Genomic DNA, 24,642 nt, shown 5'->3' with positions numbered 1-24,642 from the left:
CGATCATGCGAAAGGGGCCTGAATGTTCCGTATGCTCTTGCTGGCCGGCGCCATGAGCGCCGCCACGCCTTCTGCCGCTGCGCCCGATGCCGTCCATGCGGCAACCGCGCGGGCACTGCCGCAGTTGATGGCGCTTTATCGCGACCTGCATGCCAATCCGGAACTCAGCCTGCATGAAGTGAAGACGGCGGCGAAGCTGGCGGCTGCCGCGCGCGAGGCAGGCTTTGAGGTCACGGAAAAGGTCGGCGGCACCGGCGTGGTCGCAGTGCTGCGCAACGGCGCCGGCCCGGTGCTTTTGATCCGCACCGACATAGACGGGCTGCCGGTCGTGGAAGATACCGGCCTGCCCTTCGCTTCCAAGGTGCGGGCCGTCACCGACGAGGGCATCGAAAGCGGCGTGATGCACGCCTGCGGCCACGATACGCATATGGCGAGCTGGGTCGGCACGCTGCGCAATCTGGCGGCGATGAAGAACCAGTGGCACGGCACGCTGGTGATGATCGCCCAGCCCGCCGAAGAGCGCGGCCGCGGTGCTAAGGATATGCTGGACGACGGGCTGTTCACGCGCTTCCCGAAGCCGCAATACGCTATCGCCTTCCACGACAGCGCCAGCCTGCCCGCCGGACAGATCGGCGTGACCCCGGGCTATGCGCTGGCCAATGTCGATTCGGTCGATCTGGTAGTGAAGGGCGTCGGCGGCCACGGCGCCTATCCGCACACGACCAAAGACCCGATCGTACTCGCAGCGCGGATCGTCACCACGCTGCAGACGCTGGTCAGCCGCGAAATGGACCCGCAGCAGCCGGCGGTGGTGACGGTGGGGGCCATCCATGGCGGGTCGAAGCACAATATCATCGGCAACGACGTGACGATGCTGCTCACCGTGCGCAGCTTCACGCCCGAGGCGCGCAAGCAGTTGCTCGACGGCATCGCCCGCATCGCAAAGGGCGAGGCGATCGCCGCCGGCGTGCCGGAAGACCGGATGCCGGTGATGACGGTGAAGGACGAATACACCCCCGCCACCTTCAATACCCAGCCGCTCGCCGGGCGGCTGCAGGCGCTGTTCACCACGCGCTTCGGCAAGGACCGGGTGGTGGAGACGAAACCGGTGATGGGCGGCGAGGATTTCGGCCGTTTCTACCTCGCCGATCCCGGCATTCAGAGCACGATTTTCTGGGTCGGGGGCGTGCCCCAGGCGAAATGGGATGCGGCCCAGGCCGGCAAGGCGACGTTACCCTCGCTCCACAGTGCGCAATGGGCGCCCGAGGCCGAAGCGGTGATCGGCACCGCGACCGAAGCAATGACGGCAGCGGCGCTGGATATTTTGAAGGGGTAGGGGCGGTCCCCACATGCCAGGGAAAATCCGGCTCTTCGACTCCCCTCCCTGCATTTGCAGGGAGGGGCTGGGGGTGGGTCCGCCGTCGTCAGGCGGCGGGATGCGCTATCCGGCCGGATAGAGTTTTGAAGCGCGCAGACGCGCGCACCCACCCCCGTCCTCTCCCTTTCAGGGAGGGGAGTGCAAGCGCCAAAAGCAATTATCCTCGCCGCGAGGGGAGGGGTTGAGCGCATGTGCGATTACCCTGCCCTCTCTTGGCCGGGGAGGACCGCCAAGCGCCCGCCACCTGCCCAACGAAATCGCCAATGGTTGCGCCTTCTTCCGTCGCATGGTAGCGCCCGCGGCTTGAATGGGGCCATTCCGCGTCCCTAACTTCAGGCTTTTCGGGAACCCATGTTCGCCACTCCAGCATATGCACAGGCCGCGGGCGCGGCAGGGGCGGGTAGCACCGCCGCCGGAATCGTTTCGATCCTGCCGCTCGTCCTGATCTTCGTCGTCTTCTATTTCCTGATGATCCGTCCGCAGCAAAAGCGGATGAAGGCGCTTCAGGACGCCGTAAAGGCCGTGAAGAAGAATGATACCGTCATCACCGCCGGCGGCCTGATCGGCAAGGTCACCAAGGTTGAAGACAGCGAAGTCGAGCTGGAACTCGGCCCCAATGTGAAGGTGCGCGCGATCAAGTCGACGCTCGCTGAAGTGCGCCCGCTGGGTGCCAAGCCTGCGAACGACTGATGCTGGATTTCCCGCGCTGGAAAGTCTGGTCGATCGTCATCGGCCTTGCCGCGATGATCTTGTTGTCGGTGCCGACCTTCGTGCCCGAGAACGTCCGCAATACCTGGCCTAGCTGGGTGCCCAAGCCCGCGATCAATTTCGGTCTCGACCTTGCCGGCGGTTCCTATCTGCTGCTCGAGGCCGATACCGCGGATGTCGCCCAGGCCAAGCTGGAGCAGATGCGGGATCAGGTTCGCGCGGCGATGCGGCGCGATCCGCGGATCGACATTGGTGACATCTCCATCCAGGGCGGCAAGCTCAGCTTCATGGTCCGCGACCCCAGCAAGGTCGATGCGGCGCGTGAAAAGCTGATTCCGATGACCAACGGCGTCGGCAATACCGGCCAGCGCGACTGGGAAATCGCCGTGCGCGACACTTCGGTGTTCGTGCTGACGCCCACGCAGGCGGGGATCAACCAGCAGGTTGAAACTGCGATGAACGATGCGCGCGAAGTCGTCGAGAAGCGTATCAACGCGATGGGTACGCGCGAACCGACCGTGGTGCGCGAAGGCAGCAACCGCATCGTCGTGCAGGTTCCGGGCCTGCAGGATCCAACCGCGCTCAAGGCGCTGCTCGGCAAGACCGCCAAGCTCGAATTCAAGCTGGTCGATGTCACGGTGACGCCGCAGCAGATCGCGGCCGGCGACATTCCGCCGACCAGCCAGGTGCTGCAGTATGAAAACGGCGCGCCGATCGTTGTCGATCGCACGGCGATGATCACCGGCGACATGCTTGTCGATGCCCAGCAAAGCTATGACCAGAGCAACCGCCCGGATGTCACGCTGCAGTTGAACGGCGTCGGCGCGAAGCGCTTCGCACGAGTGACTCAGGAAAACACCGGCAAGCCGTTCGCGATCATTGTCGACAACAAGGTGATTTCGGCGCCGCGCATCGATACGCCCATCCTCGGCGGCAGCGCCTCGATCTCCGGCGGTTTCACGGTGCAGAGCGCGAACGAACTGGCGATCGCGCTGCGCTCGGGCAAGCTGCCGATCACGCTGAAGGTCGTGCAGGAATCGACCGTCAGCCCCGAACTGGGCAACGACTCCATCCGCGCCGGCATCACGGCCTCGGTCATCGCCATCGTTGCGGTGATCGTGTTCATGGTGCTGACCTATGGCCGGTTCGGTATCTATGCGAACATCGCCGTTACCATCAACGTGCTGGTGATCCTGGCGATAATGGGTCTGCTGCACGCGACGCTGACACTGCCGGGCATTGCCGGTTTCGTGCTGACGATCGGTACGGCGGTGGACGCCAACGTGCTGATCAACGAGCGCATTCGCGAGGAACGCCGGCGTGGCCGCTCGGTTATCCAGTCGGTCGAGCTTGGCTATAAGGAAGCCAGCCGCACGATTTTCGAAGCGAACGTAACCCATGCGATTGCCGGGCTGATCATGCTGGTGCTGGGCTCGGGCCCGATCCGCGGTTTCGCGGTCGTGCTGCTGTTCGGTATCGCCAGCTCCGTCTTCACCGCCGTGGTGTTCACGCGCATGCTCGTCACGCTCTGGCTGCGCAAGAAGCGCCCGAGCGAGATCCATATTTAAGGAAGCGCTGACCCATGCGGCTCCTCAAGATCGTTCCCGACAACACCAATATCGGCTTTGTCCGCATCCGCTTCGTTGCCTTTGCGGTGACGGCGCTGCTGACCGTCGCAGCTATTGCAATGGTGGCGTTGCACGGCCTCAATCTGGGCGTCGACTTTGTCGGCGGTGTCTCGATCGAGGAAAAATTCGCCACCACGCCGCCGATCGACCAGTTGCGTTCGACCGTCAACGAGCTGGGCTATGGTGAAACCGCAATCCAGCAGATGGGCAGCGCGAACACTGTCACCATCCGCCTGCCGCTGCCCAAGTCGACGGCGCCCGATGCCACTAATGCGATGGTGGAGCGGGTGAAGACGGCCATCGCCGCGAAATTCCCCGGCGCGACCTTTTCCACCTATAACACCGTGTCAGGCAAGGTTTCGGGAGAACTGATCCGCAACGGCATGCTTGCGGTGTTCCTCGCAATTGTCGGCATCGCGATCTTCTCGTGGCTGCGCTATGAATGGCAGTTCGGCGTGTCGACTGCGGTCGCCATCCTGCACGACGTGCTGATGACGCTGGGCTTTTTCGCGGTGACCGGCATGGTGTTCGACCTGAACATCGTCGCGGCGGTGCTGACGATCATCGGCTATTCGATCAACGACAAGATGGTGATCGACGACCGTATCCGCGAGAATATGCGCAAGTACCGCAAGATGGGTATGGGCGAGCTGATCGACCTTTCGGTCAATGAGACGCTGCCGCGTACGGTGATGACCTCGCTGACGGTGATGCTGGCGCTGGGCGCGTTGCTGATCTGGGGTGGCCATGTGCTGCGTGGCTTCACCTCGGCCATGATGCTGGGTATCGTCGTCGGTACCTATTCGTCGATCTACGTCTCGTCGTCGCTGCTGATCTCGCTGGGGCTTAAGCCGGGCGTGAAGCCCGAAAAGGTCGACCCCAAGATCGGCAATGCCGAACGCATCGGGCCGCGCGAACTGCCCTGACGGAGGTGCCGCGATGAAGATCGAACGGCGTAGCGCCGAAGGGCCGTTGATCTCCGGCTTTTCGGGGCGCGGATTCCGCGTGGATGAAAATGTCTATGAAGGGCTGCTGATCACGCCACAGCGCGCCGATGGCTGGGCGCCGCCGCCCATTGCCGAGCTGACCGAGGTCGATCTGGCGCCCGCGCTGGCGATCGATCCGCAGCCGGAGTTCCTGCTGCTCGGCACCGGCGCGACGCTGGTGCGGCCGTCGCTGGCGCTGGTGAAGGCGCTGGAGGCGCGCGGCATCGGCGTGGAGGCAATGGACAGCCGCGCCGCCGCGCGCGCCTGGGGCGTGCTGCGGGCGGAGCTGCGCTGGGTTGCGGGGGCGCTCTACCCGCTCGGCTGATCCGGCTTGCGGGGGTGTGTTACCCCCGCGTCGTCACGGCATAGAGCGCAATCGCCGCCGCGTTCGACACGTTGAGACTTTCGACCTTCGGCGAAATCGGCAGGCGGGCGAGCTCGTCGCAATGCGCCTCGGTATTCTGGCGCATGCCCTCGCCCTCGGCACCCAGGACCAGTGCGATGCGGGCGTCGCCCATCACTTCGTGCAGCATGCCCTTGGCATGGCCGGTCAGCCCGACCCGCCAGAAGCCCGCCTCGGCGATCTCGTCGAGCGCGCGCGACAGGTTCACCACGCGCACCCAGGGCACCACTTCCAGCGTGCCCGCCGCCGATCGCGCCAGCGCGCCGGTTTCGGGCGGCGCATGGCGGTCTTGCGTGACGATGCCGAGCGCATCGAATGCCGCCGCCGAGCGCAGGATCGCGCCGACATTGTGCGGATCGGTTACCTGATCGAGCACCAGCAACGGCCTTTTGTCGCCCGCGCCGCTTTCCAGCAGGTCGCCCAGCCAGATTTCCTCCAGCGGATCGACTTCCGCCACCAATCCCTGATGCGGGGCATCAGACGGTACCAGCCGGGCGAGATCAGCGGCTTCGGCATAGGTGATAGGAATCACCGGCGGCAGATCGAGCGCCGACAGTGCCTCGCGCGTGCCCCAGATCTTGCGCACGGTGCGTTCGGGGTTGGCAAGGGCGGCCAGCACCGCGTGGCGGCCATAGAAACGCGGCCGCGACGACGGTGCCTGGCTGGGGCGATGCCCGCGACGCTTCATCAGTGCGCGCCCTCTGCACCGGCAAAGGGGTAGAATTGATCTGCGGGGGTCGGCTGCGTCGCCAGTGGCATGCGGGGCAGCGGCTGATCGGCATTTGCCGCATTCACCAGAAATGCAGCGAGAATGATCGCACCCTGGCGCATGTCGTCGGCGCGCAGATGGTCGTACGTGTCGACGTCTGTGTGGTGGACCGACGATTCATAATCGAGCGGGTCCTGGATGAACTGGAAGGCAGGGATGCCGACCGCGTCGAAGAACACATGGTCGGTGCTGCCGGTGCGCCCTGCGGCCACGGTGGTGGCGCCCATCGCGTGGAACGGCTCGAACCATTTCTCGAAGATCGGCATCACGGCGGTGTTGCCCTGCGCATAGATGCCGCGCAGCTTGCCCGAGCCATTGTCGATGTTGAAATAGGCCGCCAGCTTGCCATAGTCCGCGCCCGGCGTGATCGGGAAACCGCGGCTCCAGGTGGCGTAACGGACGATGCCCGACGCGCCTTTTTCCACCGGCCGGCTGGCGACATGGTTCTCGACATAGGCCATCGAGCCCAGCAGGCCCTGTTCCTCGCCCGCCCAAAGCGCAAAGCGGATCGTCCGCTTCGTCTTGATGCCGGATGCCTTGATGATCCGCGCGGCCTCCATCACCATCGCGCTGCCGGCGCCGTTGTCGGCGGCGCCGTCGCCCATCGCCCAGCTGTCGAGATGCGCGCCGGCCATCACATAGCCCGCCTTCGGATCGGTGCCGGGCAAGTCGGCAAGAACGTTATAGGCCTTGGTGTCGCTGTCGTCGAAGCGATTGACCGCGTCAATCTCCAGCGTCGGGTGCGCGCCCATCTTGGCTAGCCGAGCGAGGCGGCGATAATCTTCGGCGGCGATTTCCACGCCCGGCAGGGCCGGCGTCTGGCCGACCTGATACTGGCTGTTCTGGCCATGGACCAGCTTGCCGTCGCGGCCCGACATGGTGGCGATGGCGATTGCTCCTTCTTCCTTCAGAAAGGCATCGCGCTTGGCCGCGAACATATAGCGCGCAGGATTGAAGGGGCGGCCGCCACGGCCGTTCGGCAGCTCATATTTGTCTTCCTTGGCGAGGTCTTCGCTGGACAGGCGCTTGAACGGCGCCTCGACATGGTCTTCCATCTCGCGCGGTTCGGAGACCAGCACGATCTTGCCGCGCAGCTTGCCCTTATACTGGGCGAACGCGGCTTCGTCGGGAATCTGGGCGAGCACGACTTCGCCGCTCACCGGCCCGCTGGTGCCGGGCGTCCAGGCGAGCGGGGCTGCCACGAGCTGCAACGACCGCGGCGTCACCATGCGCACGATCAGCCGGTCGTTGGTCCAGCCGCGACCGAATTCAAAACCTTCCTTATGGACATTCACCAGGCCCCATTCGCGGAACTTCGCCTGGGTCCAGTCCTCGGCCTTGCGCATGGCCGGCGAATTGGTGAGCCGGCCGCCGATCACATCGGTCAGATATTGGGCGATGCGCATCACTTCGGAGTGATTCGTGCCCTGGTCGATGATCCGGTCAGTCGGGCCGGTCTGGATCGTCTGTGCAGCAATCGGTGCGGATGCGAGCAGCGCAGCGGCAATGGCAATCGACGTTCGGCGCATGAATGTCCCCTTTATTTTCAGCGCGGGACGCTATGCGTGCAGAAGATGCTGCGCAAGGCGTTGACAGGGGCGATTTGCTTCGGCAATGGCACGCCCTCGCTCGCAAGCGGCGGTTGCCTGGATAGGTGGCCGAGTGGTTAAAGGCAGCAGACTGTAAATCTGCCGGGCTTCGCCCTACGGTGGTTCGAATCCATCCCTATCCACCACCGCCGCTGCGAGCGATCTTTCCTCAAGCAGCGTTGCAAATCTATCGGCCGGGCCTTTCAGGCGTGGGCAAGCTTTGCCGTCACGCGCTCGCGATATTCGACGAGCTGCAGCAGATGATCCAGTTCGCGAATATAGCCTAATTCCGCGCCTGCCCGGATAGAACGTTCAATCTGATCCAGCAGGAAGGCCGGGCTTGCTTTGCCGTGCGTGAGATAGACGGCTTCAGCGCGTTCCAGGAGCGTGGTGAGCGGCGGCAAGGGCGATACCCGGTGTTATAGAGGTTATTACATATCCATAATGGATATATATCCGCAACGCCGAATTCATTAAAATTGGTCCATTCCGGGGGCAAGCTCCCGCCTTGCGGACATTCCTTACCTGTTCAACCCCGCGAAAATAATCCAATACGGATATATTCATGGGCAGGTGATTTACGAATGAAGGTCGAAGGGGAAGGGATCGACGCGGTCTGTCGACACCTTGTGGAGGCGATCATGTCACTGGATCGAGCCGGGGAAGATACGGAGGCCGCGTATCTGTCTCTCTCGCTGGAGCGGTTATGCGGCAAATATCAGATCAACCTGCCTGCAATGCCGCAAAACGATCCAGTATAAGTTGCAGGAGATGGTCGAGCTGGCGCGCGCAATCGTCGCTCAGTTCCAGAAAGGTATAGCGTTTGTCGGAAGGGGCGCTGCGCCGCACAATCATATTGCGGCGCGCCAGCGCGTTGATCCAGCGCAGCGCCGTGGTGGTCGGCACTCCGGATGCGGCGCACGCATTGGATGTCGATATGCTGCGCCGTTCGGCCCGGCCGACATACAGCGAAATCAGGATGTTCAGCGCCGGGTTGGCGAACAGGTCCGAATCGAATTCTGAATCGAGCATGCCGCGCATCCACAGGATCAGCTTTGCCATGTCGAGCCGGGTCGCCCCGGTCGCCGTACGGGGCGCGGGCGCCGCTGTACGATCTTCGGATGCGCCTGCCGCTTCGGCAAACAGCCGCTTGATGTCGGTCAGCCGCGCGTCGAATTCGTCAAGAAGATCCGGGCGGGTGCCTCGCAATTGTTTCTCCATCTCCGGTTACGCTAGGGCAGCGCCGTCGCACCAATCAAGACATAGCCATGCTTATCGAGGTCTAAACCCATTAAGTCATGGCGCACTCGCTACAGGCAGCGACTTGTTATAGTACCGCAGCAACCAATTGCCGGAATGCGTCTGCCCGGTGGCTCATCGCATGTTTTGCGGCGGGGTCCATTTCTCCGAAGCTCTCTGCATGGCCGAGCGGTACGAACATCGGATCATAGCCGAAACCCCGGTCGCCGCGGGGCGGCCAGATCAGCGTCCCGTCGACACGACCCTCGAACCACTCGACATGGCCGTCGGGCCAGGCGAGCGCGAGCGCGCAGACGAAATGCGCGGCGCGGCTGGTGTCGGGGGGGAGCGCTTCCAGTTGCGCCTGTACCCGCCGCATCGCCAGCGCGAAGTCGCGACCTTCGAAGGGCTCCACCGGCTCCAGCCCGGCAATACCTGGGGCAGCTAGCCCCCAGCGCGCCGAATAAATGCCCGGCGCATTCCCCAGCGCCTCGACGCAGAGCCCCGAATCGTCCGCCAGTGCCGGCAGGCCCGAAAGGTCTGCCGCCTGCAGTGCCTTCAGCTCCGCATTGGCGACGAAGCTGGTGCCGGTCTCCTCCGGTTCCGGAAGGTCCAGCTCGGCCGCGGAGACCGGCTCGATCCCATAGGGACCGAGCAGATCGCGGATTTCGCGAACCTTGCCCTGGTTGTGGCTGGCAATCACCAGCCGGCCGGGACCGAGTTTGCGGATCGCCTGGGGTGCTGCTTCGTCTTCGTTCATGCCAGCGCCTTCAACTGCGCGTCGAAGATGCGGTTGCAGCCGATGCGCGCAAGGCGGAGCAGGCGGAGCAGCCCTTCCTCGTCATAAGTCGCACCTTCGGCGGTCGCCTGCGCCTCGGCAATGTTGCCATTGGCGAGCAGCACGAAATTGGCGTCGGCATCGGCCGACGAATCCTCGAGATAATCGAGGTCGAGCACCGGCGTGCCCTGATAGATGCCGCAGCTGACCGCCGCGACCTGCGTCGTGATCGGATCTTCGGTGATCGCCCCGTCGGCCAGCAGCTTGTTCACTGCCATGCGCAGCGCAACCCATGCACCCGAAATGGCGGCAGTACGGGTACCGCCATCGGCCTGGATCACGTCGCAGTCGAGGGTGATCTGGCGTTCACCGAGCAGCTTCAGGTCGGTCACGGCGCGCAGCGAGCGACCGATCAGTCGCTGGATTTCCTGGGTGCGGCCCGATTGCTTGCCCTTGGCCGCTTCGCGCTGGCCGCGGGTATGGGTGGCACGGGGCAGCATGCCATATTCGGCGGTGACCCAGCCTTCGCCCTTGCCGCGCAGGAACGGCGGCACCCGCTCTTCGACGCTGGCGGTGACGAGCACGCGGGTGTCGCCGAAGCCGATGAGCACCGAACCTTCGGCATGGCGGGTGAAGTTCGGCGTGATCGTGATGTCCCGCATTTCGTCGGGGGCGCGGCCGGATGGGCGCATACGATATTCTCCTGCAAGGTCAAACCGGGCACCTAGACGGCATAGGCGCGTTTCGCCAGTCTCGTGCGACGGACGAAGGAGCAAGTGGATGCGGGGGAAGTGGCGGTTCGCAGCGTTGGGTCTGGTGCTGGGGGGATGTATTCCGCCCGGTCATCCGCCGCAGGGGACCGTGTCTGCACCGGTGCCGGCGGGGCCTTCGGCCGGGGCAGAGGCTATCCGGTACGAAACCGGCCCCTGCTATGGCCGCTGTCCGGTTTATGCCGTGACCGTGAACCCGGACGGCAGCGGCCTGTTTGAGGGCAAGCGCTTCACCTCCGTCACCGGCACGCGCAGTTTTCGCGCCAGCCCGGCACAAGTTGCTGCCTTCGCCGCGCGGCTGGCGCCTTATCGTCCGGTTAACGGCACGATCCGATATGTGCCGGGCGAGCCGGCATGTCGGACCATCACCACCGACATGCCCAGCGTCGAGGTGCAGTGGATGCGCGGCGGTGGGGCGGGGCAGCATCTTTACTTCTATTTCGGCTGCGATCGTGAACGGCTGCGCGCGATGGCGAGCGCGCTGGGGAACGCGCCGGAGGTCTTGCCCATCCAGGACATGGTCGGCGCGCGGCCTTGAACCCGCCGGGCTGCGCTGCCTAGATACATGCCATCATGATCACCTCGCCGATCCACGAGCTGACCGACCGCGCCCGCGACGTGTTCCGGATCGTCGTGGAGTCGTATCTGGACAATGGCGCGCCGGTCGGCTCGCGCACCATTTCGCGGATTTCGGCGCTCAACCTGTCGCCTGCCTCGATCCGCAATGTGATGCAGGATCTGGAGGAGCTGGGCCTGCTCGCCGCGCCGCACACCAGCGCCGGACGGATGCCAACCGAATCTGGGCTGCGCCTGTTCGTCGACGGGATGATGCAGGCGAACGAGCCATCGGCCGAGGAACGGGCTGCGATCGAATCGCGGGCCGGCACCGGCGGGCCGGTGGAGGACGCGATCGCCAACACTACCGCCGCGCTGTCCGGCCTTTCGGCCTGTGCCGGGCTGGTGCTGGTCCCCAAGGCAGAGACGGTGCTGCGCCAGTTCGGCTTCGTGCCGCTAAGCCGGGACCGCGCGCTGGCGGTGCTGGTGGGCGAGGATGGTTCGGTCGAGAACCGCGTGGTCGAGTTGCCCGGCGGGCTGGATCCCCTGTCGCTGCAGCGCGCCGCCAATTATATGAGCGCGACCCTGGCCGGCCTGACGCTTGCCGAGGCACGCCGCCATGTCGAGCGCGAACTACGCCAGCATCAGGCGGCACTGGATGCCGCTGCCGCCGATCTGGTCGAACGCGGGCTGGCGGTCTGGAGCGAGGATGGCGGCCGCCGGCCGGTGCTGATCGTGCGCGGTCAGGCACGGCTGCTCGATGCCACTGCGGCCGAGGATCTCGATCGTGTACGGCAATTGCTTGACGAACTGGAAGGCAAGGAGGAAATCGCGCGCCTGCTCGACAGCGCACGCGAGGGCGAGGCGACCCGCATCTTTATCGGATCGGAGAACAAGCTGTTCGCCCTGTCGGGCTCATCGGTGATCGCCAAGCCGGTGCGCGCGCTCGACGGGCGCGTGGTGGGGGTGGTCGGCGTGATCGGCCCTACGCGGTTGAACTATGCGCGCGTCGTACCCATGGTGGATTTCACGGCGGCCACATTGGCCCGTTTGCTGGCCTGAAGAACAGGGAACCATGTCAGAAGAAACCGAAAGCAAGACGACCGAAGCCACCGAAGCACAGGCTGTGGAAACCGCCCAGCCCCAGGCTGAGGGAGCGGAACCGGACCAGGTGAGCACGCTGGAGGCGCAGCTCGCCGAGGCCAAGCAGGCGCATCTGTACCTGCAGGCGGAGATGCAGAATTTGCGTCGCCGCACCGAAAAGGAAGTGGCCGACGCGCGCACCTATGCCGCGACCGGCTTTGCCCGTGACATCCTCTCGGTGTCGGATAATCTGTCGCGCGCGTTGCAGGCGATTCCTGCCGAGTTGCGCGAGGACGACAAGCTGAAGGGGCTGGTGACTGGCCTGGAAGCAACCGGCCGGGAGCTGGAATCGGTGTTCGGCCGTCACGGCATTTCGAAGATCGTCGCGCTGGGCGAAACGCTCGACCCGAACAAGCACCAGGCGATGATGGAAATGCCGGTTGCCGACAAGGAGCCCGGCACCGTCGTGCAGGAAATCCAGGCGGGTTATATGATCAAGGACCGCCTGCTCCGCCCCGCACTGGTCGCCGTGGCGAAGAAGCCGGAGTAACGTACTTCCCCTCCCTGAAAGGGAGGGGCAAGGGGTGGGTGCGCGCGTCGGCGCGCTACAAAAGACTCCATCCCTCCGCTTGACCCTTGTCCCGCCGCCGGGCGGCGGCGGACCCACCCCCGGCCCCTCCCTGCGAGCAGGGAGGGGAGCACCTTTAACGACGATAAGCGATGCCATCGGCGTCTCTTTGCTGCTCGTCGCCCAGGCGCTACGTCGCCGGGTGACCTTTCCCCAAAATCTTCCTATCTGGGGATCATGTCGTCCCGCTTTGACTCCGTTCCCAATCGGCGTGCCCTGATCGACCGCCGGGCCGTTGCCGAGCGGCTTGCCGCCATCGAGGCGCCGGATGCGGCGCGGTTGCGCGGGGCGGCGACGGCCGAGCTGAAGGCGGCACTCGATGCCGGCCAGGCGGAAATCGCGCGGCGGCTGGCCGAACATCCCTCGCGGGGGCTGGAAGCTGCGGCGGCGGGCGCGTTCCTGATCGACCAGATCTTGCGGCTGCTCTGGGACTTCACGGTCGAGCGGCTGCATCCCAACCCCAATCCCACGGCCGCCGAGCGGATGACGCTGATTGCGGTGGGAGGCTATGGGCGCGGCGAAATGGCGCCGCAGTCGGACATCGACATCGGCTTTCTCACGCCCTGGAAGGTCACCGGCTGGAGCGAGCAGGTGATCGAATCGATGCTCTATTCGCTGTGGGACATGCGGCTGAAAGTGGGGCATTCGTCGCGTTCGCTAGACGAGATGGTGCGCCAGGCGAAATCGGACGTGACGATCTGCACGGCGCTGCTCGAGGCGCGCTACGTTTGGGGCGATACCGACCTGTATGAAGAGGCGGCGCGTCGCTTCAAGGCCGAAGTACAGCAGGATTCGGCGCGTGGCTTCATCTCCGCCAAGCTCGACGAACGCAATGCCCGCCACAAGAAGATGGGCGACAGCCGCTATGTCGTCGAACCCAATGTGAAGGAAGGCAAGGGCGGCCTGCGCGACCTCCACACGCTCTTCTGGATCGGCAAGTTCGCCTATAATGTCGGCGAACCGGCCGAGCTGGTCGGAGCGGGGTTGCTGACGCCGGCCGAATATCGCCAGTTCCGCCGCGCCGAGAATTTCCTGTGGGCGGTACGCTGCCACCTGCACCTGATCGCGAAACGGCCCGAGGACCGGCTGACCTTCGACGTCCAGCGCGAAATTGCCGAGCGGATGCGCTTCGCCGACCGGCCCGGCATGTCGAAGGTCGAGCGCTTCATGCGCTATTATTTCCTGCAGGCGAAAGTGGTGGGCGACCTCACGGGCGTCTTCCTGGCCCATCTTGACGAGAAATTCGCCGCGCGGGGGCGGCGGTTCGGGTTTCCGGCGCTATGGCGCGGCCGGCGCAAGCTGAAGGGTTTCGTGCTCGATCGCGGCCGGCTGGCGTTGCCCCGCGACGATTTCTTTCACGACGATCCGGTGCGGCTGATCGAGCTGTTCCAGCTTGCCGACCAGCATGAGCTGGAAATTCACCCGCTGGCGATGCGTGCCGCCGCACGCGACGCCAAGCTGGTGGACGATGTCCGTCAGGATCAGCGCGCCAACGCGCTGTTCCTCGACGTGCTGACCTCGCGCCGCGACCCCGAAACGGTGCTGCGCTGGATGAATGAGGCGGGCGTGTTCGGGCGTTTTGTGCCCGATTTCGGCCGCGTCGTCGCGCAGATGCAGTTCGATATGTACCACCATTATACGGTGGACGAACATTCGATCCGCGCGATCGGGCTGCTCAGCCGGATCGAGAAGGGCGAACTGAAGGAAGATCATCCGCTGGCGAGCGGCATATTGGAACATGTCGCATCGCGCCGGGCGCTCTACGTCGCGGTGCTGCTGCACGACATCGCCAAGGGGCGGGGCGGCGACCATTCGGTGCTGGGTGCCGAGGTGGCCGAGCGGCTCTGCCCCCGGCTGGGCCTGACGCCGGGCGAAACGGAAATGGTCGCCTGGCTGGTTCGCTGGCACCTGCTGATGTCGGCGACTGCGTTCAAGCGCGATCTGGCCGACTTCAAGACGATCCTCGATTTCACCGACCAGGTGCAGAGCGCCGAGCGGTTGCGGATGCTGCTGGTGCTAACCATCGTCGACATTCGCGCGGTGGGGCCGGGGGTATGGAACGGCTGGAAACGCCAGCTGCTCGCCAATCTCTATGAGGCGGCCGAGGAAGTGCTGCGGCTCGGCCACAAGCAGAAGGGGCGGGCGGAACGGATCGCCGCCAAGCAGGAAGAGCTGGCCAATATCCTCGGGTGGGGTGCGCCGCGCATGGCTTCACTCAAGCGGCGGCTGACCGAAAGCTACTGGATCGCCGAGCCGATCGACGTGCTGGAGCGCAACGCCCGGATGATCGACGTCGCGCGTGACGCCAGGCTGCATGTCGAGGCGCAGGTCTATCCCGATCGCGGGGCGACGCTGGTAACGGTCTATGCCGCCGACCATCCCGGCCTGTTCTATCGCATCGCCGGGGCGATCCATGTCGCCGGTGGTAACATCATCGACGCGCGGATTCACACCACGCGCGACGGCATGGCGCTCGACAATTTCCTGGTCCAGGATCCGTTCGGCCAGCCGTTCGACGAAGAAGCGCGGCTGAACCGGCTGAAGACGGGGATTGCCGATGCACTGGCGAACCGCGCGCGGCTTTCCGAACGGCTGAAGACCAAGGCGCCGGTGCGGCCGCGGGCCGATGCCTTTTCGGTCGAGGCGAATGTGTTCATCGACAACAAGGCGTCGAACCGCTTCACCGTCATCGAAGTGAATGCGCGCGACCGGCCGGCGCTGCTCTACAGTCTGGCGCACGCGCTGTTCCAGTCGAAGGTGACGATCCATTCGGCGCATGTCGCGACCTATGGCGAACGCGCCGTCGATACCTTCTATCTTACCGATTTGATTGGCGATAAGATCAATTCCGCGTCGCGGTTGAAGACGATCGAGCGGCGGCTGCTGGAAGCCGCGACGGGGGATGACATCGCACAGGCCGCCTGACCAAGGGGGATTGCCATGCCGGTTGTCGGATTGGGCGGTTATTTCTTTCGCGCGCAGGACCCTGAGGCTCTGAAGGCCTGGTATCGCGACATGCTGGGCGTGGGCGGCGGCTGCGGTGTCGATGCGCAAGGCGAATCGAGCCCATGGTTCTGGCACCCGGAGCCGGGTGGCATCGTCTTTCAGCCGTTCAAGGCAGACAGCGACTATTACGCGCGCGACAAGGCGGTGATGCTGAACCTGCGGGTGAGCGATCTGGACGGCTTGATCGAAACCTTGCGCGCCGCCGACATCGAAATCGAGACGCGGGCCGAGTGGGATTCGCCGGAAACCGGCCGTTTCGCCCGCATCCACGATCCGGAAGGCAATCCGATCGAATTGTGGGAGCCGCCGGTCGATTGATCGAATCGGGCGTGCAGGGCCTCTTGTCAGTCTGGCGGTAAATGCTATGATGCATAGCAATAACCGGCAAGACGGGAGAGGTCATGTCTGCAAGCAAAGTTCCGCTGCGCATCGGAGGTGAGACGCGCTCCGCTGCACGCCAGTTCGAACGGCGTAATCCCGTAACTGGCGAAGTCGCGACTCATGCGGCGGCGGCCAGTGTCGAAGATGCGCAGGCGGCCGTCGCCGCCGCGCAGGCCGCCTTCCCCGGCTGGGCCGCCCAAGGCCCCAATGCCCGCCGCGCGCTGCTGACCAAGGCGGCCGCTGCGATGGAAGCGCGCGCCGGCGATTTCGTCGAAGCGATGATGGCGGAGATCGGCGCGACCGAGGGCTGGGCGCGCTTCAACCTGATGCTCGCCGCGTCGATGATCCGCGAGGCTGCCGGTCTCACCACCCAGATCAGCGGCGAAGTGATCCCGTCCGACAAGCCGGGCTGCATCGCGATGGCGGTGCGCGAGCCGGCGGGCGTGGTGCTCTCCATGGCGCCGTGGAATGCGCCGATCATCCTCGCGACCCGCGCCATTGCGGTACCGCTCGCCTGCGGCAACACCGTCGTGCTCAAGGCCAGCGAGCAATGCCCGCGCACCCACGCACTGATCGTCGAGGCGTTCGTAGAGGCCGGCTTCGGTGGCGGCATCGTCAACCTGATCACCAATGCGCCGGAAGATGCCGGCGAAGTCGTCGGCGCGATGATCGACGCGCCAGCGGTGCGCCGGGTGAACTTCACCGGCTCGACCGGGGTGGGCCGGATCATCGCGGTGCGGTGCGCCCAGAACCTCAAGCCGGTGGTGCTCGAACTCGGCGGCAAGGCGCCGCTCATCGTGCTCGACGATGCCGATCTCGACGAGGCGGTGAAGGCCGCCGCATTCGGCGCCTTCATGAATCAGGGTCAGATATGCATGTCGACCGAGCGGATCATCGTCGTCGATGCGGTGGCCGATGCGTTTGTCGAGAAGTTCCGGGCGAAGGTGGCGACCATGGCGGTCGGCGATCCGCGCGAGGGCAAGACCCCGCTTGGCGCGGTGGTCGACACCAGGACCGTGGCGCATGTGCAAAGCCTGATCGACGATGCCGTCGCGCAGGGCGCGGTGCTGGTGAATGGCGGCGCGGCGCACGGCGTGCTGATGCCCGCCCATGTCGTCGACAAGGTGAGGCCCGACATGAAGCTGTTCCGCGACGAAAGCTTCGGCCCGGTGGTCGGCGTGATCCGCGCGCGCGACGAAGCGCATGCGATCGAACTTGCCAACGACACCGAATATGGCCTGTCCGCCTCGGTCTTCACCCGCGATGCCGCGCGCGGACTGCGCGTTGCGCGGCAGGTCCAGTCGGGCATCTGCCACGTCAACGGGCCGACGGTGCATGACGAAGCGCAGATGCCGTTCGGCGGCGTCAAGGCGTCGGGCTATGGCAAGTTCGGCGGCAAGGCGGGGATCGAGAGCTTCACCGAACTGCGCTGGATCACGCTGGAAACCCAGCCCGGCCACTATCCCATCTGATCTGAACACCCTGGCCGCGCCGGGGGTGCGGCTCCCCAAGGAGTTATTGCAATGACCGATCCGATCCAAACCGCCACTGTCGCCTATGACGTCGTCGACGGCATCGCCTGGGTGCGCTTCAACCGCCCGGACAAGCGCAACTGCATGTCGCCGCGCCTCAACCGCCGGATGGTGGAAGTGCTCGACGAGCTCGAATATCGCGACGATGTCGGCGTGCTGGTGCTGAGCGGCGAGGGCACCGCCTGGTCGGCGGGCATGGATCTGAAGGAATATTTCCGCGAGAACGAACAGATCGGCCTGGGCGCCACCCGCAAGGCGCAGCGCGAGGCCTATACCTGGTGGCGCCGCCTGCGCTGGTATCACAAGCCGACGATCGCGATGGTCAATGGCTGGTGCTTCGGCGGCGGCTATGGCCCGCTGTTCGCCTGCGACCTCGCCTTCGCGGCGGAAGAGGCGCAGTTCGGCCTGTCCGAAATCAACTGGGGCATCCTGCCCGGCGGCGGCGCGTCGAAGGTGATCGCCGAGCTGACCGGCTTTCGCAACGCGATGTACCACGCGATGATGGGCGAGAATGTCAGCGGCAAAAAGGCCGCCGAATGGGGCCTGGTCAACGAAGCGGTGCCGCTCGACGGGCTGAAGGCACGGGTCGAGGAAGTGGCCAAGGTGCTGCTCCAGAAGAACCCGGTGGCGCTGAAGGCGACGAAGGACGCCATCCGCCGCGTGCGCGAAATGACCTACGACAATGCCGAGGATTATCTGATCCGCGCGCAGGAAGCGGCCAACAGCTTCGACAATGAAGGCCGCAAGGAAGGCATCAAGCAGTTCATTGACGACAAGACGTACAAGCCGGGCCTCGGCGCGTACGACAAGTCGAAGCAGAACGCCTGAGCCAGGGAGCGGCACCGATGACCGTCGATACGCTCGCCCCGCCGGCGACCGGCCTTGCGCTCGACCGGCTGTTGCGGCCGAAATCGGTCGTGATCGTCGGCGCCTCGGACAAGCCCGGGGCGCTCGGCGCCTCGGTGCTCGCCAATCTCGAGCGCAACGGCTTTGCCGGCGACATCCACCTGATCAACCCGAAGCGCGAAACGATCGGCGGCCGGCCCTGTTTGCCGTCGGTAGAGGCGCTGCCGGAGGGGGTGGATGCTGCAGTTCTCGCCATTCCGCGCGCCGGGGTGGTGGACACGATCCGCGCCCTCGCCGCGCGCAAGGTGGGTGCGGCGATCGTGTTTTCGGCCGGTTTCGCCGAAGGCGGCGAGCAGGGCCTGGCCGACCAGCGCGAGATTGCCCGCATCGCCGCCGAGGCGGGGATGGTGATCGAGGGGCCGAACTGTCTGGGCCTGGTCAATTATGTCGAGCGGGTGCCGCTAACCTTTGTCGAGACGACGGTGCCGGAGCGCGGCCCGGGCGCGGGCGTGGGCATCGTCTCGCAGAGCGGGGCGATGGCGGCCGTACTGGCGACGATGCTGCTCAGCCGCGACCTGCCGGTGACGCTGTCGGTATCGACCGGCAACGAGGCGGCGAGCGGCGTCGAGGATTATGTCGATTATTGCGTGGCCGATCCCAACACGCAGGTGATCGCGATGATCGTCGAGCAGTTCCGCAAGCCGCAGCGCTTCCTGGAGGCGGCGCGCAAGGCGCGGGCGGCGGGCAAGCTCGTCGTGCTGCTCCACCCCGGCAAGAGCAGCGCCGCGCGCGAATCGGCTGCGACGCACACCGGCGCGATGGCCGGCGACTATCAGTTGATGCGGGTGATGGTGGAGCGTGCCGGCGTGGTGTTCGCCGAAACGCTGGAGGAACTGGGCGACATCACCGAGATCGCCGCCCGCTGCCCGGCGCTGCCCGGCGGCGGCACCGCGGTGCTGGGCGAATCGGGCGCGTTCAAGGCGCTGACGCTCGATCTGTGCGAGGAACTGGGCGTCGCGCTGCCGGCGCTGGATGACGTCAACGCACCCGCCTTGCGCGCGGCGATGCCGGACTTTGTCGGCGTCAGCAATCCGCTCGACATTACCGCGCAGGGGCTGGTCGAGCCCGACATGTATTACCGGCTGCTCAAGGCGCTGGGGGCGGACGATCGTTTTGGCTGCGTCGTTGCCGGCATCATCCTCACCGATCCGGCCACCGTCGCGATCAAGCTGCCGCCGATCCTGCGCGCGGTGGAAGAAGCGCCGATCACCAAGCCGCTGATCTTCACCGGGCTGGACGAAGGCGCGCCGCTGGGGGCCGAAAACATCGCCCGGCTGCGCGCGGCGGGGGTGCCGTGCTTCGCCTCCACCGAGCGCGTGTTCCGCGCCATTGCACGGCTGTCGCGCCATGCCGCGCGGGACTTCACCAGCGCTGACGCTGCGCCGCTCGCCTGTGAGGGCCTGCCGCTCGGCGGGGTGGTGCCCGAATATCGCGCCAAGGCAGTGCTCGGTCCACTCGGCTTGCCGTTTCCCAAGGGCGGCTTTGCCCGCACGGTGGACGAGGCGGTGCAGGTTGCCGCGACCATCGGCTATCCGGTGGTGCTCAAGGCGCAGTCCGCCGAACTCAGCCACAAGAGCGATGCCGGCGGCGTGGTGCTGAACCTTGCCGACGACGCGGCGGTGCGCGCGGGCTGGGACAAGATGCACGCGGATGTCGCCGCCTATCGCCCCGGCCTGACGCTCGACGGCGTGCTGGTGGAAGCCATGGGCAAGCGCGGCGTCGAGCTGATCGTCGGTGCCAAGCGCGATCCGGAATGGGGGCCGGTGATCCTGGCCGGCTTTGGCGGTGTCACGGCCGAAATCCTGCAGGATGTGCGGCTGCTGCCGTGCGACCTTACCATCGACGCAATCGAGCGCGAGCTGCACCTGCTGAAGAGCGCGGCGATCCTGCGCGGCTGGCGCGGCGCGCCCGCGCTGGACGTGCCGGCCGTGGCGGAACTCATCGCCAGGCTGGCGCGGGTGCTGCTTGCCGAACCGTCGATCCGTGAGGTGGACCTGAACCCGGTGGTCGTCCATCCTCGTGGCGAGGGCGTGGTGGCGCTGGATGCATTGATGCTGACGGCGCCTGCGGGCGCCTGACACGAGGCGCGCGAAGCGCCCGAGGGAGAGGTTGGATGAATGAATCGGCGGCCGTGCTGAAACGGCTGGACACGGCGCCGCTCAGCCGCGTCCAGATACTGGCGATCCTGTTGTGCGTGCTGCTCAACGCGCTCGACGGGTTCGACGTGCTGGCGATCAGCTTCGCTTCGCCCGGCATCGCCGCCGAATGGCATATCGACCGCGCGGCGCTGGGGCTGGTGCTGTCGATGGAGCTGATCGGCATGGCGCTGGGCTCGGTTGCGCTGGGTGCGCTCGCCGACCGGATCGGCCGGCGCCCGGCGATCTTGCTTTGCCTCGTCATCATGGCGACGGGGATGCTGGCGGCAGTGACAGCGCGCGACGTGGTGATGCTGTCTGCCTTTCGCCTGTTCACCGGCCTCGGCATCGGCGGGATGCTCGCCTGCACCAACGCGATGGTGGCCGAACTCGCCAATGCCCGCACGCGCAGCCTGGCGGTGGGCGTGATGGCGTCGGGCTATCCGGTGGGCGCGATTCTCGGCGGGTCGATCGCGTCGGCGCTGCTGGTGTCGGGCGACTGGCGCCATGTGTTTCTGTTCGGCGCGATAGCGACCGGGGTGTGCCTGCCGCTCACCTGGGCCTTGTTGCCCGAATCGATCCGTTATCTGGTGCAGCGCCAGCCACGGGACGCACTGGCCCGCGCCAACCGCATTCTCGCCCGCATGGGGCAGGCGCCTGTGCCTGCCCTGCCCGATCGAGCGGAGGGTGTGCCGTCGCTGCCGCTTGCAGCGCTGTTCGCGCCGGGGCTGATGCGCACCACGCTGCTGCTGACGCTCGCCTATTTCTGCCACATCATGACCTTCTACTTCATCCTGAAATGGATTCCGAAGCTGGTGGTCGACATGGGCTATCCCGCTTCGCAGGCGGGTGGCGTGCTGGTCTGGGCCAATGTCGGCGGGCTGTGCGGGGCGTTGCTGCTGAGCGCGCTGAGCTGGCGGGTGCCGTTGCGGCCGCTGCTGGTGGCGGCACTGTCGGCGGCGACGGTCGCGGTAACGCTGTTCGGGCAGGGCCAGCATGGTCTGGCGGGTCTGGCGCTCGTCGCCGCCATCGCCGGATCGTGCACCAATGCCGGCGTAGTCGGCATGTATTCGCTGATCGCGCAGAGCTTTCCAACCGCGACGCGCGGCGCCGGCACGGGCTTTGTGATCGGAGTCGGGCGCGGCGGCGCGGCGCTGGGGCCGATCGTTGCCGGGCTGTTGTTCCAGATGAATCTGGGGCTGCCGGTGGTGGCATTCGTGATGGCGCTGGGCTCGGCAGTGGCGGCGGTTGCGCTGCTTGGATTGCGGATGCCGGCGCGCCCGCGCTAATCGGCGGCATGATCAGGATCGAGCCTGCGTCGGCGGAAGATTGTGCTGCGGTGGTCGCGCTATGGCAGGCGGCGGGGCTGACCCGCCCGTGGAACGACCCCGAGGCAGATTTCCTCCGCGCGGTTGCAGGCGAGCAGTCGGCGGTGCTGTTGTGCCGCGATGGCGACACCCTGCTGGGCAGCGCGATGGTGGGCGATGACGGCCATCGCGGCTGGGTCTATTATCTGGCGGTGGCAGAGGCCGCGCGCGGGCAGGGCCACGGCCGCGCGCTGATGGCGGCCGCCGAATCCTGGCTGCGCGCGCGGGGCTGTCCCAAGCTGCAGCTGATGGTCCGCGAAGGCAATGATGCGGCGATCGGTTTCTATCACGCGCTGGGGCTGGAGCCGCAGCCGGTTGTGACGCTCGGCCATTTCCTGCACTAGGGCAGGCATGACGACAGCACTCTGCGCCATCAAGAATTGCGAGCAATGTTTTTCATTACAAGCAGTCGCCGCCTCTGCGAGTAATTGAAAATGAGGGGGTGTTTCGTCTCAGTCCCTCGCCCGGACCGGATAATCCCTGAAGATTTGGCGCAATGCGTTTGCGGCAGCGGAGAGCCGATGGTCGATCGGAACTTCGAAGCCGATTGCGCCAAGATCGGCATTCGGGTCCGCTTCCGGCAGCGCTGCCTGAAGGGAAAGCGCAATCCGCATCACGCCGTTGGGCGCTACCTCAAAGTCGATGTGAGGTTCGGTGAAACCGCAGAACGTGTTTTCAGTTTGGCCGGCGGCTACGGCGTCGAGCCAATCAGCGAGATGTCGCACCTCGAAGGTTGTGAGACAGGCGTCGCGAAATCGCCAACGCTTCCCATCAACTTCTGCATCGCCAACGACGATCAGCCAGTTCGAGTCCCACTCGTCGTCCACGATTTCCGGGAATTGGTAGCGTTCAACGCTGAGGCTGAGAGATCCGGAGGGGCCGTCGAAGCGTACCCGTGGTTCGCTGGTCATGCAGTCCAGCATAGACCAAGCGGCGTAGTGGGCGCCACCGGCTGCGATGCAAATCACTGAGTTCGGTACGAACCAAGGGAGATCGGAATGGCGCTAGCACTCTACGGCATCAAGAATTGCGACACGATGAAGAAGGCGCGCGCCTGGCTGGATGCCAATGCGATCGCCTATGTCTTCCACGACTATAAGGTGGAAGGTGTCGACCCCGCGCGGCTGGCGCAGTGGATCGAGGCCGAGGGTTGGGAAGTGTTGCTCAATCGTGCGGGCACCACATTTCGCAAGCTTCCCGATGCCGAAAAAGCAGGACTGGATTCGGCAAAAGCCACAGCGTTGATGATTACCCAGCCGTCGATGATCAAGCGGCCCGTGCTCGAATATCCGGGCGGCATTCTGGTCGGATTCGCGCCGGAACGCTATGCGCGCGGGTTACTCTGATTGCCGATAAACGCCGGATTTCTGGCCAGACCTACGTTTTTATCCTAAATTAACGTCATTGAACCCAGAAATTATTGGGGTTGCATGGCGTCTTATATTCGACAGAGGCCTGCCGGCTGGTTCCGGAGCGTGGCGAGCTTGCTTCTGCTGTGGAGTCTGGTCGGCTGCATCGCATTCTACCAGCATGTCATGTTCGATCCGCACACGGCGGTGGCGGCTTCGGCATGGGAGCGGCAGTTTCATCAGGAGTTGCCGGTCTGGTTCAGCTATGACTTTGCCATTGCCGTGGGGGCGGCGCTGTGGGGATCGGTGGCGATGCTGCGACGGTCGCGCATGGCCAATATCCTCTACATCGTCTCGCTTGCGGCGGTGGTCGTCCAGTTCGGCTATACGCTCGGCTTCACCGGCGTGATCGGCGAAAAGGGGCTGCTGAAGGCTGCTGCGATCCCCGTTTCCACCCTCGCGATCGGCGCCTTTCAGATCTGGCTGGCAGGATTTGCGACGCGGCGGGGCTGGATCCTCTGATCTGAGTCCGCTGGCGAGCGGCCTGCGAACCCGCTAGAGCGCTGCCATGTCGCACTTCACGCTCGATACCGCCACCAGCCGCGCCAATCCCACCCCCGCGCCGATGAAGCGCGTGACGGTGCCGGCTATCCGCAAGCGCAAGGGTGGCGAGCCGATCGTGATGCTGACCGCCTATACGGTGCGCATGGCGCAGTTGATGGACGCGCATTGCGACATGCTGCTGGTCGGCGATAGCCTGGGCCAGGTGATCTACGGCTTGCCCTCCACGGTGCCGGTGACGCTGGAGATGATGGCCGCGCACGGCGCTGCCGTGGTGCGTGGCAGCTATCACGCCATGGTGGTGATCGACATGCCGTTCGGCAGCTATGAAGCTTCCCCCGAACAGGCCTTTGCCAGCGCGGCGCGGTTGCTCAAGGAGACGGGCGCGGCGGCGGTGAAGCTGGAGGGCGGGGCGGCGATGGCGCCGACGGTCCGCTTCCTCAACGAGCGCGGCATTCCGGTCGTCGCCCATATCGGCCTGACGCCGCAGGCGATCAATGTGCTGGGCAGCTACGCCGCGCGCGGCCGCAGCGATGCCGAGCGCGAAAAGCTGGTCGGCGATGCGGTGGCGATGGACGAGGCGGGAGCCTTTGCGATTGTCGTCGAAGGCGTGGTCGAACCGATCGCCGTCGAGATCACGCAGAAGGTCGCTTGCCCCACCATCGGCATCGGCGCGTCGGCGCAGTGTGATGGTCAGGTGCTGGTGGCGGAAGACATGCTGGGCCTGTTCGAGCGCACCGCCCGGTTCGTGAAGCGTTATGATGATATGGCCGGCCGCATTTCCGCCGCGGTTGAAACCTATGCCGCCGAGGTGCGCTCCCGGGCCTTTCCGGGGGCGGAACAGGTCTATGCGGCGCGCGATTGACGGGGTAACCCGGCTTTCCCTTCCTC

Annotated in this window: 25 protein-coding genes and 1 tRNA gene; 19 read left to right on the top strand and 7 right to left on the bottom strand. The window is 65.4% G+C overall.

The window, feature by feature from the left end:
* The first annotated feature begins 22 nt into the window (after positions 1 to 22).
* From ACT53M_RS15890 to ACT53M_RS15870, 5 genes are all read left to right on the top strand, one after another.
* Positions 23 to 1,336, top strand: coding sequence for an amidohydrolase (locus tag ACT53M_RS15890; protein ID WP_476234600.1), 1,314 nt, complete (start codon positions 23 to 25; stop codon positions 1,334 to 1,336).
* Positions 1,337 to 1,729: 393 nt separating this feature from the next.
* Positions 1,730 to 2,068 carry a preprotein translocase subunit YajC gene (yajC, locus tag ACT53M_RS15885; protein WP_476234599.1) on the top strand — a complete coding sequence of 113 codons (339 nt, stop codon included), beginning with the start codon at positions 1,730 to 1,732 and terminating at the stop codon, positions 2,066 to 2,068.
* A complete protein-coding gene (gene secD, locus ACT53M_RS15880) occupies positions 2,068 to 3,654 on the top strand; it encodes a protein translocase subunit SecD (protein WP_476234598.1) in 1,587 nt (528 codons plus the stop codon). The genes yajC and secD overlap by 1 nt, the downstream gene beginning before the upstream one ends.
* A 14-nt stretch (positions 3,655 to 3,668) precedes the next feature.
* On the top strand, positions 3,669 to 4,640 hold the full coding sequence (gene secF / locus ACT53M_RS15875; RefSeq protein WP_476229540.1) for a protein translocase subunit SecF: 972 nt from the start codon (positions 3,669 to 3,671) through the stop codon (positions 4,638 to 4,640).
* Positions 4,641 to 4,653: 13 nt separating this feature from the next.
* The gene (locus ACT53M_RS15870) at positions 4,654 to 5,025 is read left to right on the top strand and encodes an Mth938-like domain-containing protein (protein WP_476234596.1); all 372 of its coding nucleotides are present in this window, start codon (positions 4,654 to 4,656) and stop codon (positions 5,023 to 5,025) included.
* Between the two features lie 19 nt (positions 5,026 to 5,044).
* On the opposite strand, the gene rlmB is transcribed toward ACT53M_RS15870, so the two are convergent.
* Both rlmB and ACT53M_RS15860 read right to left on the bottom strand, forming a co-directional pair.
* Positions 5,045 to 5,791, bottom strand: coding sequence for a 23S rRNA (guanosine(2251)-2'-O)-methyltransferase RlmB (rlmB, locus tag ACT53M_RS15865; protein ID WP_476234595.1), 747 nt, complete (start codon positions 5,789 to 5,791; stop codon positions 5,045 to 5,047).
* Positions 5,791 to 7,401: a M20/M25/M40 family metallo-hydrolase gene (locus tag ACT53M_RS15860; protein WP_476234593.1), complete on the bottom strand. Its 1,611-nt coding sequence runs from the start codon at positions 7,399 to 7,401 to the stop codon at positions 5,791 to 5,793. Before ACT53M_RS15860 ends, rlmB begins: the two co-directional genes overlap by 1 nt.
* Before the next feature lie 119 nt (positions 7,402 to 7,520).
* On the opposite strand from ACT53M_RS15860, the gene ACT53M_RS15855 reads away from it, so the two are divergent.
* A tRNA-Tyr gene (locus tag ACT53M_RS15855) sits at positions 7,521 to 7,607 on the top strand.
* Positions 7,608 to 7,664: 57 nt separating this feature from the next.
* On the opposite strand, the gene ACT53M_RS15850 is transcribed toward ACT53M_RS15855, so the two are convergent.
* From ACT53M_RS15850 to rph, 4 genes are all read right to left on the bottom strand, one after another.
* Complete coding sequence (locus tag ACT53M_RS15850; protein ID WP_476234592.1) at positions 7,665 to 7,865, bottom strand: hypothetical protein; 201 nt, start codon at positions 7,863 to 7,865, stop codon at positions 7,665 to 7,667.
* 319 nt (positions 7,866 to 8,184) lie between these two features.
* Positions 8,185 to 8,670, bottom strand: a complete 486-nt coding sequence (locus ACT53M_RS15845; RefSeq protein WP_476234590.1) for a transcriptional regulator — start codon at positions 8,668 to 8,670, stop codon at positions 8,185 to 8,187.
* Positions 8,671 to 8,788: 118 nt separating this feature from the next.
* A complete protein-coding gene (gene rdgB / locus ACT53M_RS15840) occupies positions 8,789 to 9,460 on the bottom strand; it encodes an RdgB/HAM1 family non-canonical purine NTP pyrophosphatase (RefSeq protein ID WP_476234589.1) in 672 nt (223 codons plus the stop codon).
* Positions 9,457 to 10,170, bottom strand: a complete 714-nt coding sequence (rph, locus tag ACT53M_RS15835; protein ID WP_476234587.1) for a ribonuclease PH — start codon at positions 10,168 to 10,170, stop codon at positions 9,457 to 9,459. Before rph ends, rdgB begins: the two co-directional genes overlap by 4 nt.
* Positions 10,171 to 10,258: 88 nt before the next feature.
* On the opposite strand from rph, the gene ACT53M_RS15830 reads away from it, so the two are divergent.
* The 10 genes from ACT53M_RS15830 to ACT53M_RS15785 all read left to right on the top strand — a co-directional run bounded on the left by ACT53M_RS15830 (position 10,259) and on the right by ACT53M_RS15785 (position 22,185).
* The gene (locus tag ACT53M_RS15830) at positions 10,259 to 10,786 is read left to right on the top strand and encodes a DUF6438 domain-containing protein (RefSeq protein ID WP_476234586.1); all 528 of its coding nucleotides are present in this window, start codon (positions 10,259 to 10,261) and stop codon (positions 10,784 to 10,786) included.
* 35 nt (positions 10,787 to 10,821) lie between these two features.
* On the top strand, positions 10,822 to 11,865 hold the full coding sequence (gene hrcA, locus ACT53M_RS15825) for a heat-inducible transcriptional repressor HrcA (RefSeq protein ID WP_476234584.1): 1,044 nt from the start codon (positions 10,822 to 10,824) through the stop codon (positions 11,863 to 11,865).
* A gap of 13 nt (positions 11,866 to 11,878) precedes the next feature.
* Positions 11,879 to 12,436, top strand: a complete 558-nt coding sequence (gene grpE, locus ACT53M_RS15820; protein WP_476234582.1) for a nucleotide exchange factor GrpE — start codon at positions 11,879 to 11,881, stop codon at positions 12,434 to 12,436.
* Between the two features lie 255 nt (positions 12,437 to 12,691).
* On the top strand, positions 12,692 to 15,439 hold the full coding sequence (locus ACT53M_RS15815; protein WP_476234580.1) for a [protein-PII] uridylyltransferase: 2,748 nt from the start codon (positions 12,692 to 12,694) through the stop codon (positions 15,437 to 15,439).
* Positions 15,440 to 15,454: 15 nt separating this feature from the next.
* Entirely contained in the window at positions 15,455 to 15,838 is a 384-nt protein-coding gene (locus tag ACT53M_RS15810) for a VOC family protein (protein ID WP_476234579.1), read from the top strand.
* 83 nt (positions 15,839 to 15,921) lie between these two features.
* The gene (locus tag ACT53M_RS15805) at positions 15,922 to 17,373 is read left to right on the top strand and encodes an aldehyde dehydrogenase (protein WP_476234577.1); all 1,452 of its coding nucleotides are present in this window, start codon (positions 15,922 to 15,924) and stop codon (positions 17,371 to 17,373) included.
* A 51-nt stretch (positions 17,374 to 17,424) separates the two neighbouring features.
* Positions 17,425 to 18,261, top strand: a complete 837-nt coding sequence (locus ACT53M_RS15800; RefSeq protein ID WP_476234576.1) for a p-hydroxycinnamoyl CoA hydratase/lyase — start codon at positions 17,425 to 17,427, stop codon at positions 18,259 to 18,261.
* A gap of 17 nt (positions 18,262 to 18,278) precedes the next feature.
* Positions 18,279 to 20,417 (top strand): acetate--CoA ligase family protein, encoded by a 2,139-nt coding sequence (locus ACT53M_RS15795; protein WP_476234574.1) that lies wholly within the window; start codon positions 18,279 to 18,281, stop codon positions 20,415 to 20,417.
* A 35-nt stretch (positions 20,418 to 20,452) separates the two neighbouring features.
* On the top strand, positions 20,453 to 21,763 hold the full coding sequence (locus ACT53M_RS15790) for an MFS transporter (protein ID WP_476234573.1): 1,311 nt from the start codon (positions 20,453 to 20,455) through the stop codon (positions 21,761 to 21,763).
* A gap of 8 nt (positions 21,764 to 21,771) precedes the next feature.
* A complete protein-coding gene (locus tag ACT53M_RS15785; RefSeq protein ID WP_476234571.1) occupies positions 21,772 to 22,185 on the top strand; it encodes a GNAT family acetyltransferase in 414 nt (137 codons plus the stop codon).
* A gap of 108 nt (positions 22,186 to 22,293) precedes the next feature.
* Here the strand turns inward: ACT53M_RS15785 and ACT53M_RS15780 are convergent, their stop codons facing one another.
* A complete protein-coding gene (locus ACT53M_RS15780) occupies positions 22,294 to 22,752 on the bottom strand; it encodes a WapI family immunity protein (protein ID WP_476234570.1) in 459 nt (152 codons plus the stop codon).
* Between the two features lie 87 nt (positions 22,753 to 22,839).
* Between ACT53M_RS15780 and ACT53M_RS15775 the strand changes: the two genes are divergently transcribed.
* The 3 genes from ACT53M_RS15775 (at position 22,840) to panB (ending at position 24,616) form a co-directional block, all read left to right on the top strand.
* Complete coding sequence (locus ACT53M_RS15775) at positions 22,840 to 23,187, top strand: ArsC family reductase (RefSeq protein WP_476234569.1); 348 nt, start codon at positions 22,840 to 22,842, stop codon at positions 23,185 to 23,187.
* Between the two features lie 129 nt (positions 23,188 to 23,316).
* The gene (locus ACT53M_RS15770) at positions 23,317 to 23,712 is read left to right on the top strand and encodes a hypothetical protein (RefSeq protein WP_476234567.1); all 396 of its coding nucleotides are present in this window, start codon (positions 23,317 to 23,319) and stop codon (positions 23,710 to 23,712) included.
* 46 nt (positions 23,713 to 23,758) lie between these two features.
* The gene (gene panB, locus ACT53M_RS15765) at positions 23,759 to 24,616 is read left to right on the top strand and encodes a 3-methyl-2-oxobutanoate hydroxymethyltransferase (RefSeq protein ID WP_476229520.1); all 858 of its coding nucleotides are present in this window, start codon (positions 23,759 to 23,761) and stop codon (positions 24,614 to 24,616) included.
* Positions 24,617 to 24,642 lie beyond the last annotated feature (26 nt).

This window comes from Sphingomonas sp. DMC6 (assembly GCF_056314225.1).
This window is presented reverse-complemented; position numbering and strand designations above follow the sequence as displayed.

Bases quoted from the DNA above. Each gene is read 5' to 3' on its own strand.
- ACT53M_RS15890 (WP_476234600.1), top strand. From the start codon at position 23: ATGTTCCGTATGCTCTTGCTGGCCGGCGCCATGAGCGCCGCCACGCCT.
- yajC (WP_476234599.1), top strand. From the start codon at position 1,730: ATGTTCGCCACTCCAGCATATGCACAGGCCGCGGGCGCGGCAGGGGCG.
- secD (WP_476234598.1), top strand. From the start codon at position 2,068: ATGCTGGATTTCCCGCGCTGGAAAGTCTGGTCGATCGTCATCGGCCTT.
- secF (WP_476229540.1), top strand. From the start codon at position 3,669: ATGCGGCTCCTCAAGATCGTTCCCGACAACACCAATATCGGCTTTGTC.
- ACT53M_RS15870 (WP_476234596.1), top strand. From the start codon at position 4,654: ATGAAGATCGAACGGCGTAGCGCCGAAGGGCCGTTGATCTCCGGCTTT.
- rlmB (WP_476234595.1), bottom strand. From the start codon at position 5,791: ATGAAGCGTCGCGGGCATCGCCCCAGCCAGGCACCGTCGTCGCGGCCG.
- ACT53M_RS15860 (WP_476234593.1), bottom strand. From the start codon at position 7,401: ATGCGCCGAACGTCGATTGCCATTGCCGCTGCGCTGCTCGCATCCGCA.
- rdgB (WP_476234589.1), bottom strand. From the start codon at position 9,460: ATGAACGAAGACGAAGCAGCACCCCAGGCGATCCGCAAACTCGGTCCC.
- rph (WP_476234587.1), bottom strand. From the start codon at position 10,170: ATGCGCCCATCCGGCCGCGCCCCCGACGAAATGCGGGACATCACGATC.
- ACT53M_RS15830 (WP_476234586.1), top strand. From the start codon at position 10,259: ATGCGGGGGAAGTGGCGGTTCGCAGCGTTGGGTCTGGTGCTGGGGGGA.
- hrcA (WP_476234584.1), top strand. From the start codon at position 10,822: ATGATCACCTCGCCGATCCACGAGCTGACCGACCGCGCCCGCGACGTG.
- grpE (WP_476234582.1), top strand. From the start codon at position 11,879: ATGTCAGAAGAAACCGAAAGCAAGACGACCGAAGCCACCGAAGCACAG.
- ACT53M_RS15815 (WP_476234580.1), top strand. From the start codon at position 12,692: ATGTCGTCCCGCTTTGACTCCGTTCCCAATCGGCGTGCCCTGATCGAC.
- ACT53M_RS15810 (WP_476234579.1), top strand. From the start codon at position 15,455: ATGCCGGTTGTCGGATTGGGCGGTTATTTCTTTCGCGCGCAGGACCCT.
- ACT53M_RS15805 (WP_476234577.1), top strand. From the start codon at position 15,922: ATGTCTGCAAGCAAAGTTCCGCTGCGCATCGGAGGTGAGACGCGCTCC.
- ACT53M_RS15800 (WP_476234576.1), top strand. From the start codon at position 17,425: ATGACCGATCCGATCCAAACCGCCACTGTCGCCTATGACGTCGTCGAC.
- ACT53M_RS15795 (WP_476234574.1), top strand. From the start codon at position 18,279: ATGACCGTCGATACGCTCGCCCCGCCGGCGACCGGCCTTGCGCTCGAC.
- ACT53M_RS15790 (WP_476234573.1), top strand. From the start codon at position 20,453: ATGAATGAATCGGCGGCCGTGCTGAAACGGCTGGACACGGCGCCGCTC.
- ACT53M_RS15785 (WP_476234571.1), top strand. From the start codon at position 21,772: ATGATCAGGATCGAGCCTGCGTCGGCGGAAGATTGTGCTGCGGTGGTC.
- ACT53M_RS15780 (WP_476234570.1), bottom strand. From the start codon at position 22,752: ATGACCAGCGAACCACGGGTACGCTTCGACGGCCCCTCCGGATCTCTC.
- ACT53M_RS15775 (WP_476234569.1), top strand. From the start codon at position 22,840: ATGGCGCTAGCACTCTACGGCATCAAGAATTGCGACACGATGAAGAAG.
- panB (WP_476229520.1), top strand. From the start codon at position 23,759: ATGTCGCACTTCACGCTCGATACCGCCACCAGCCGCGCCAATCCCACC.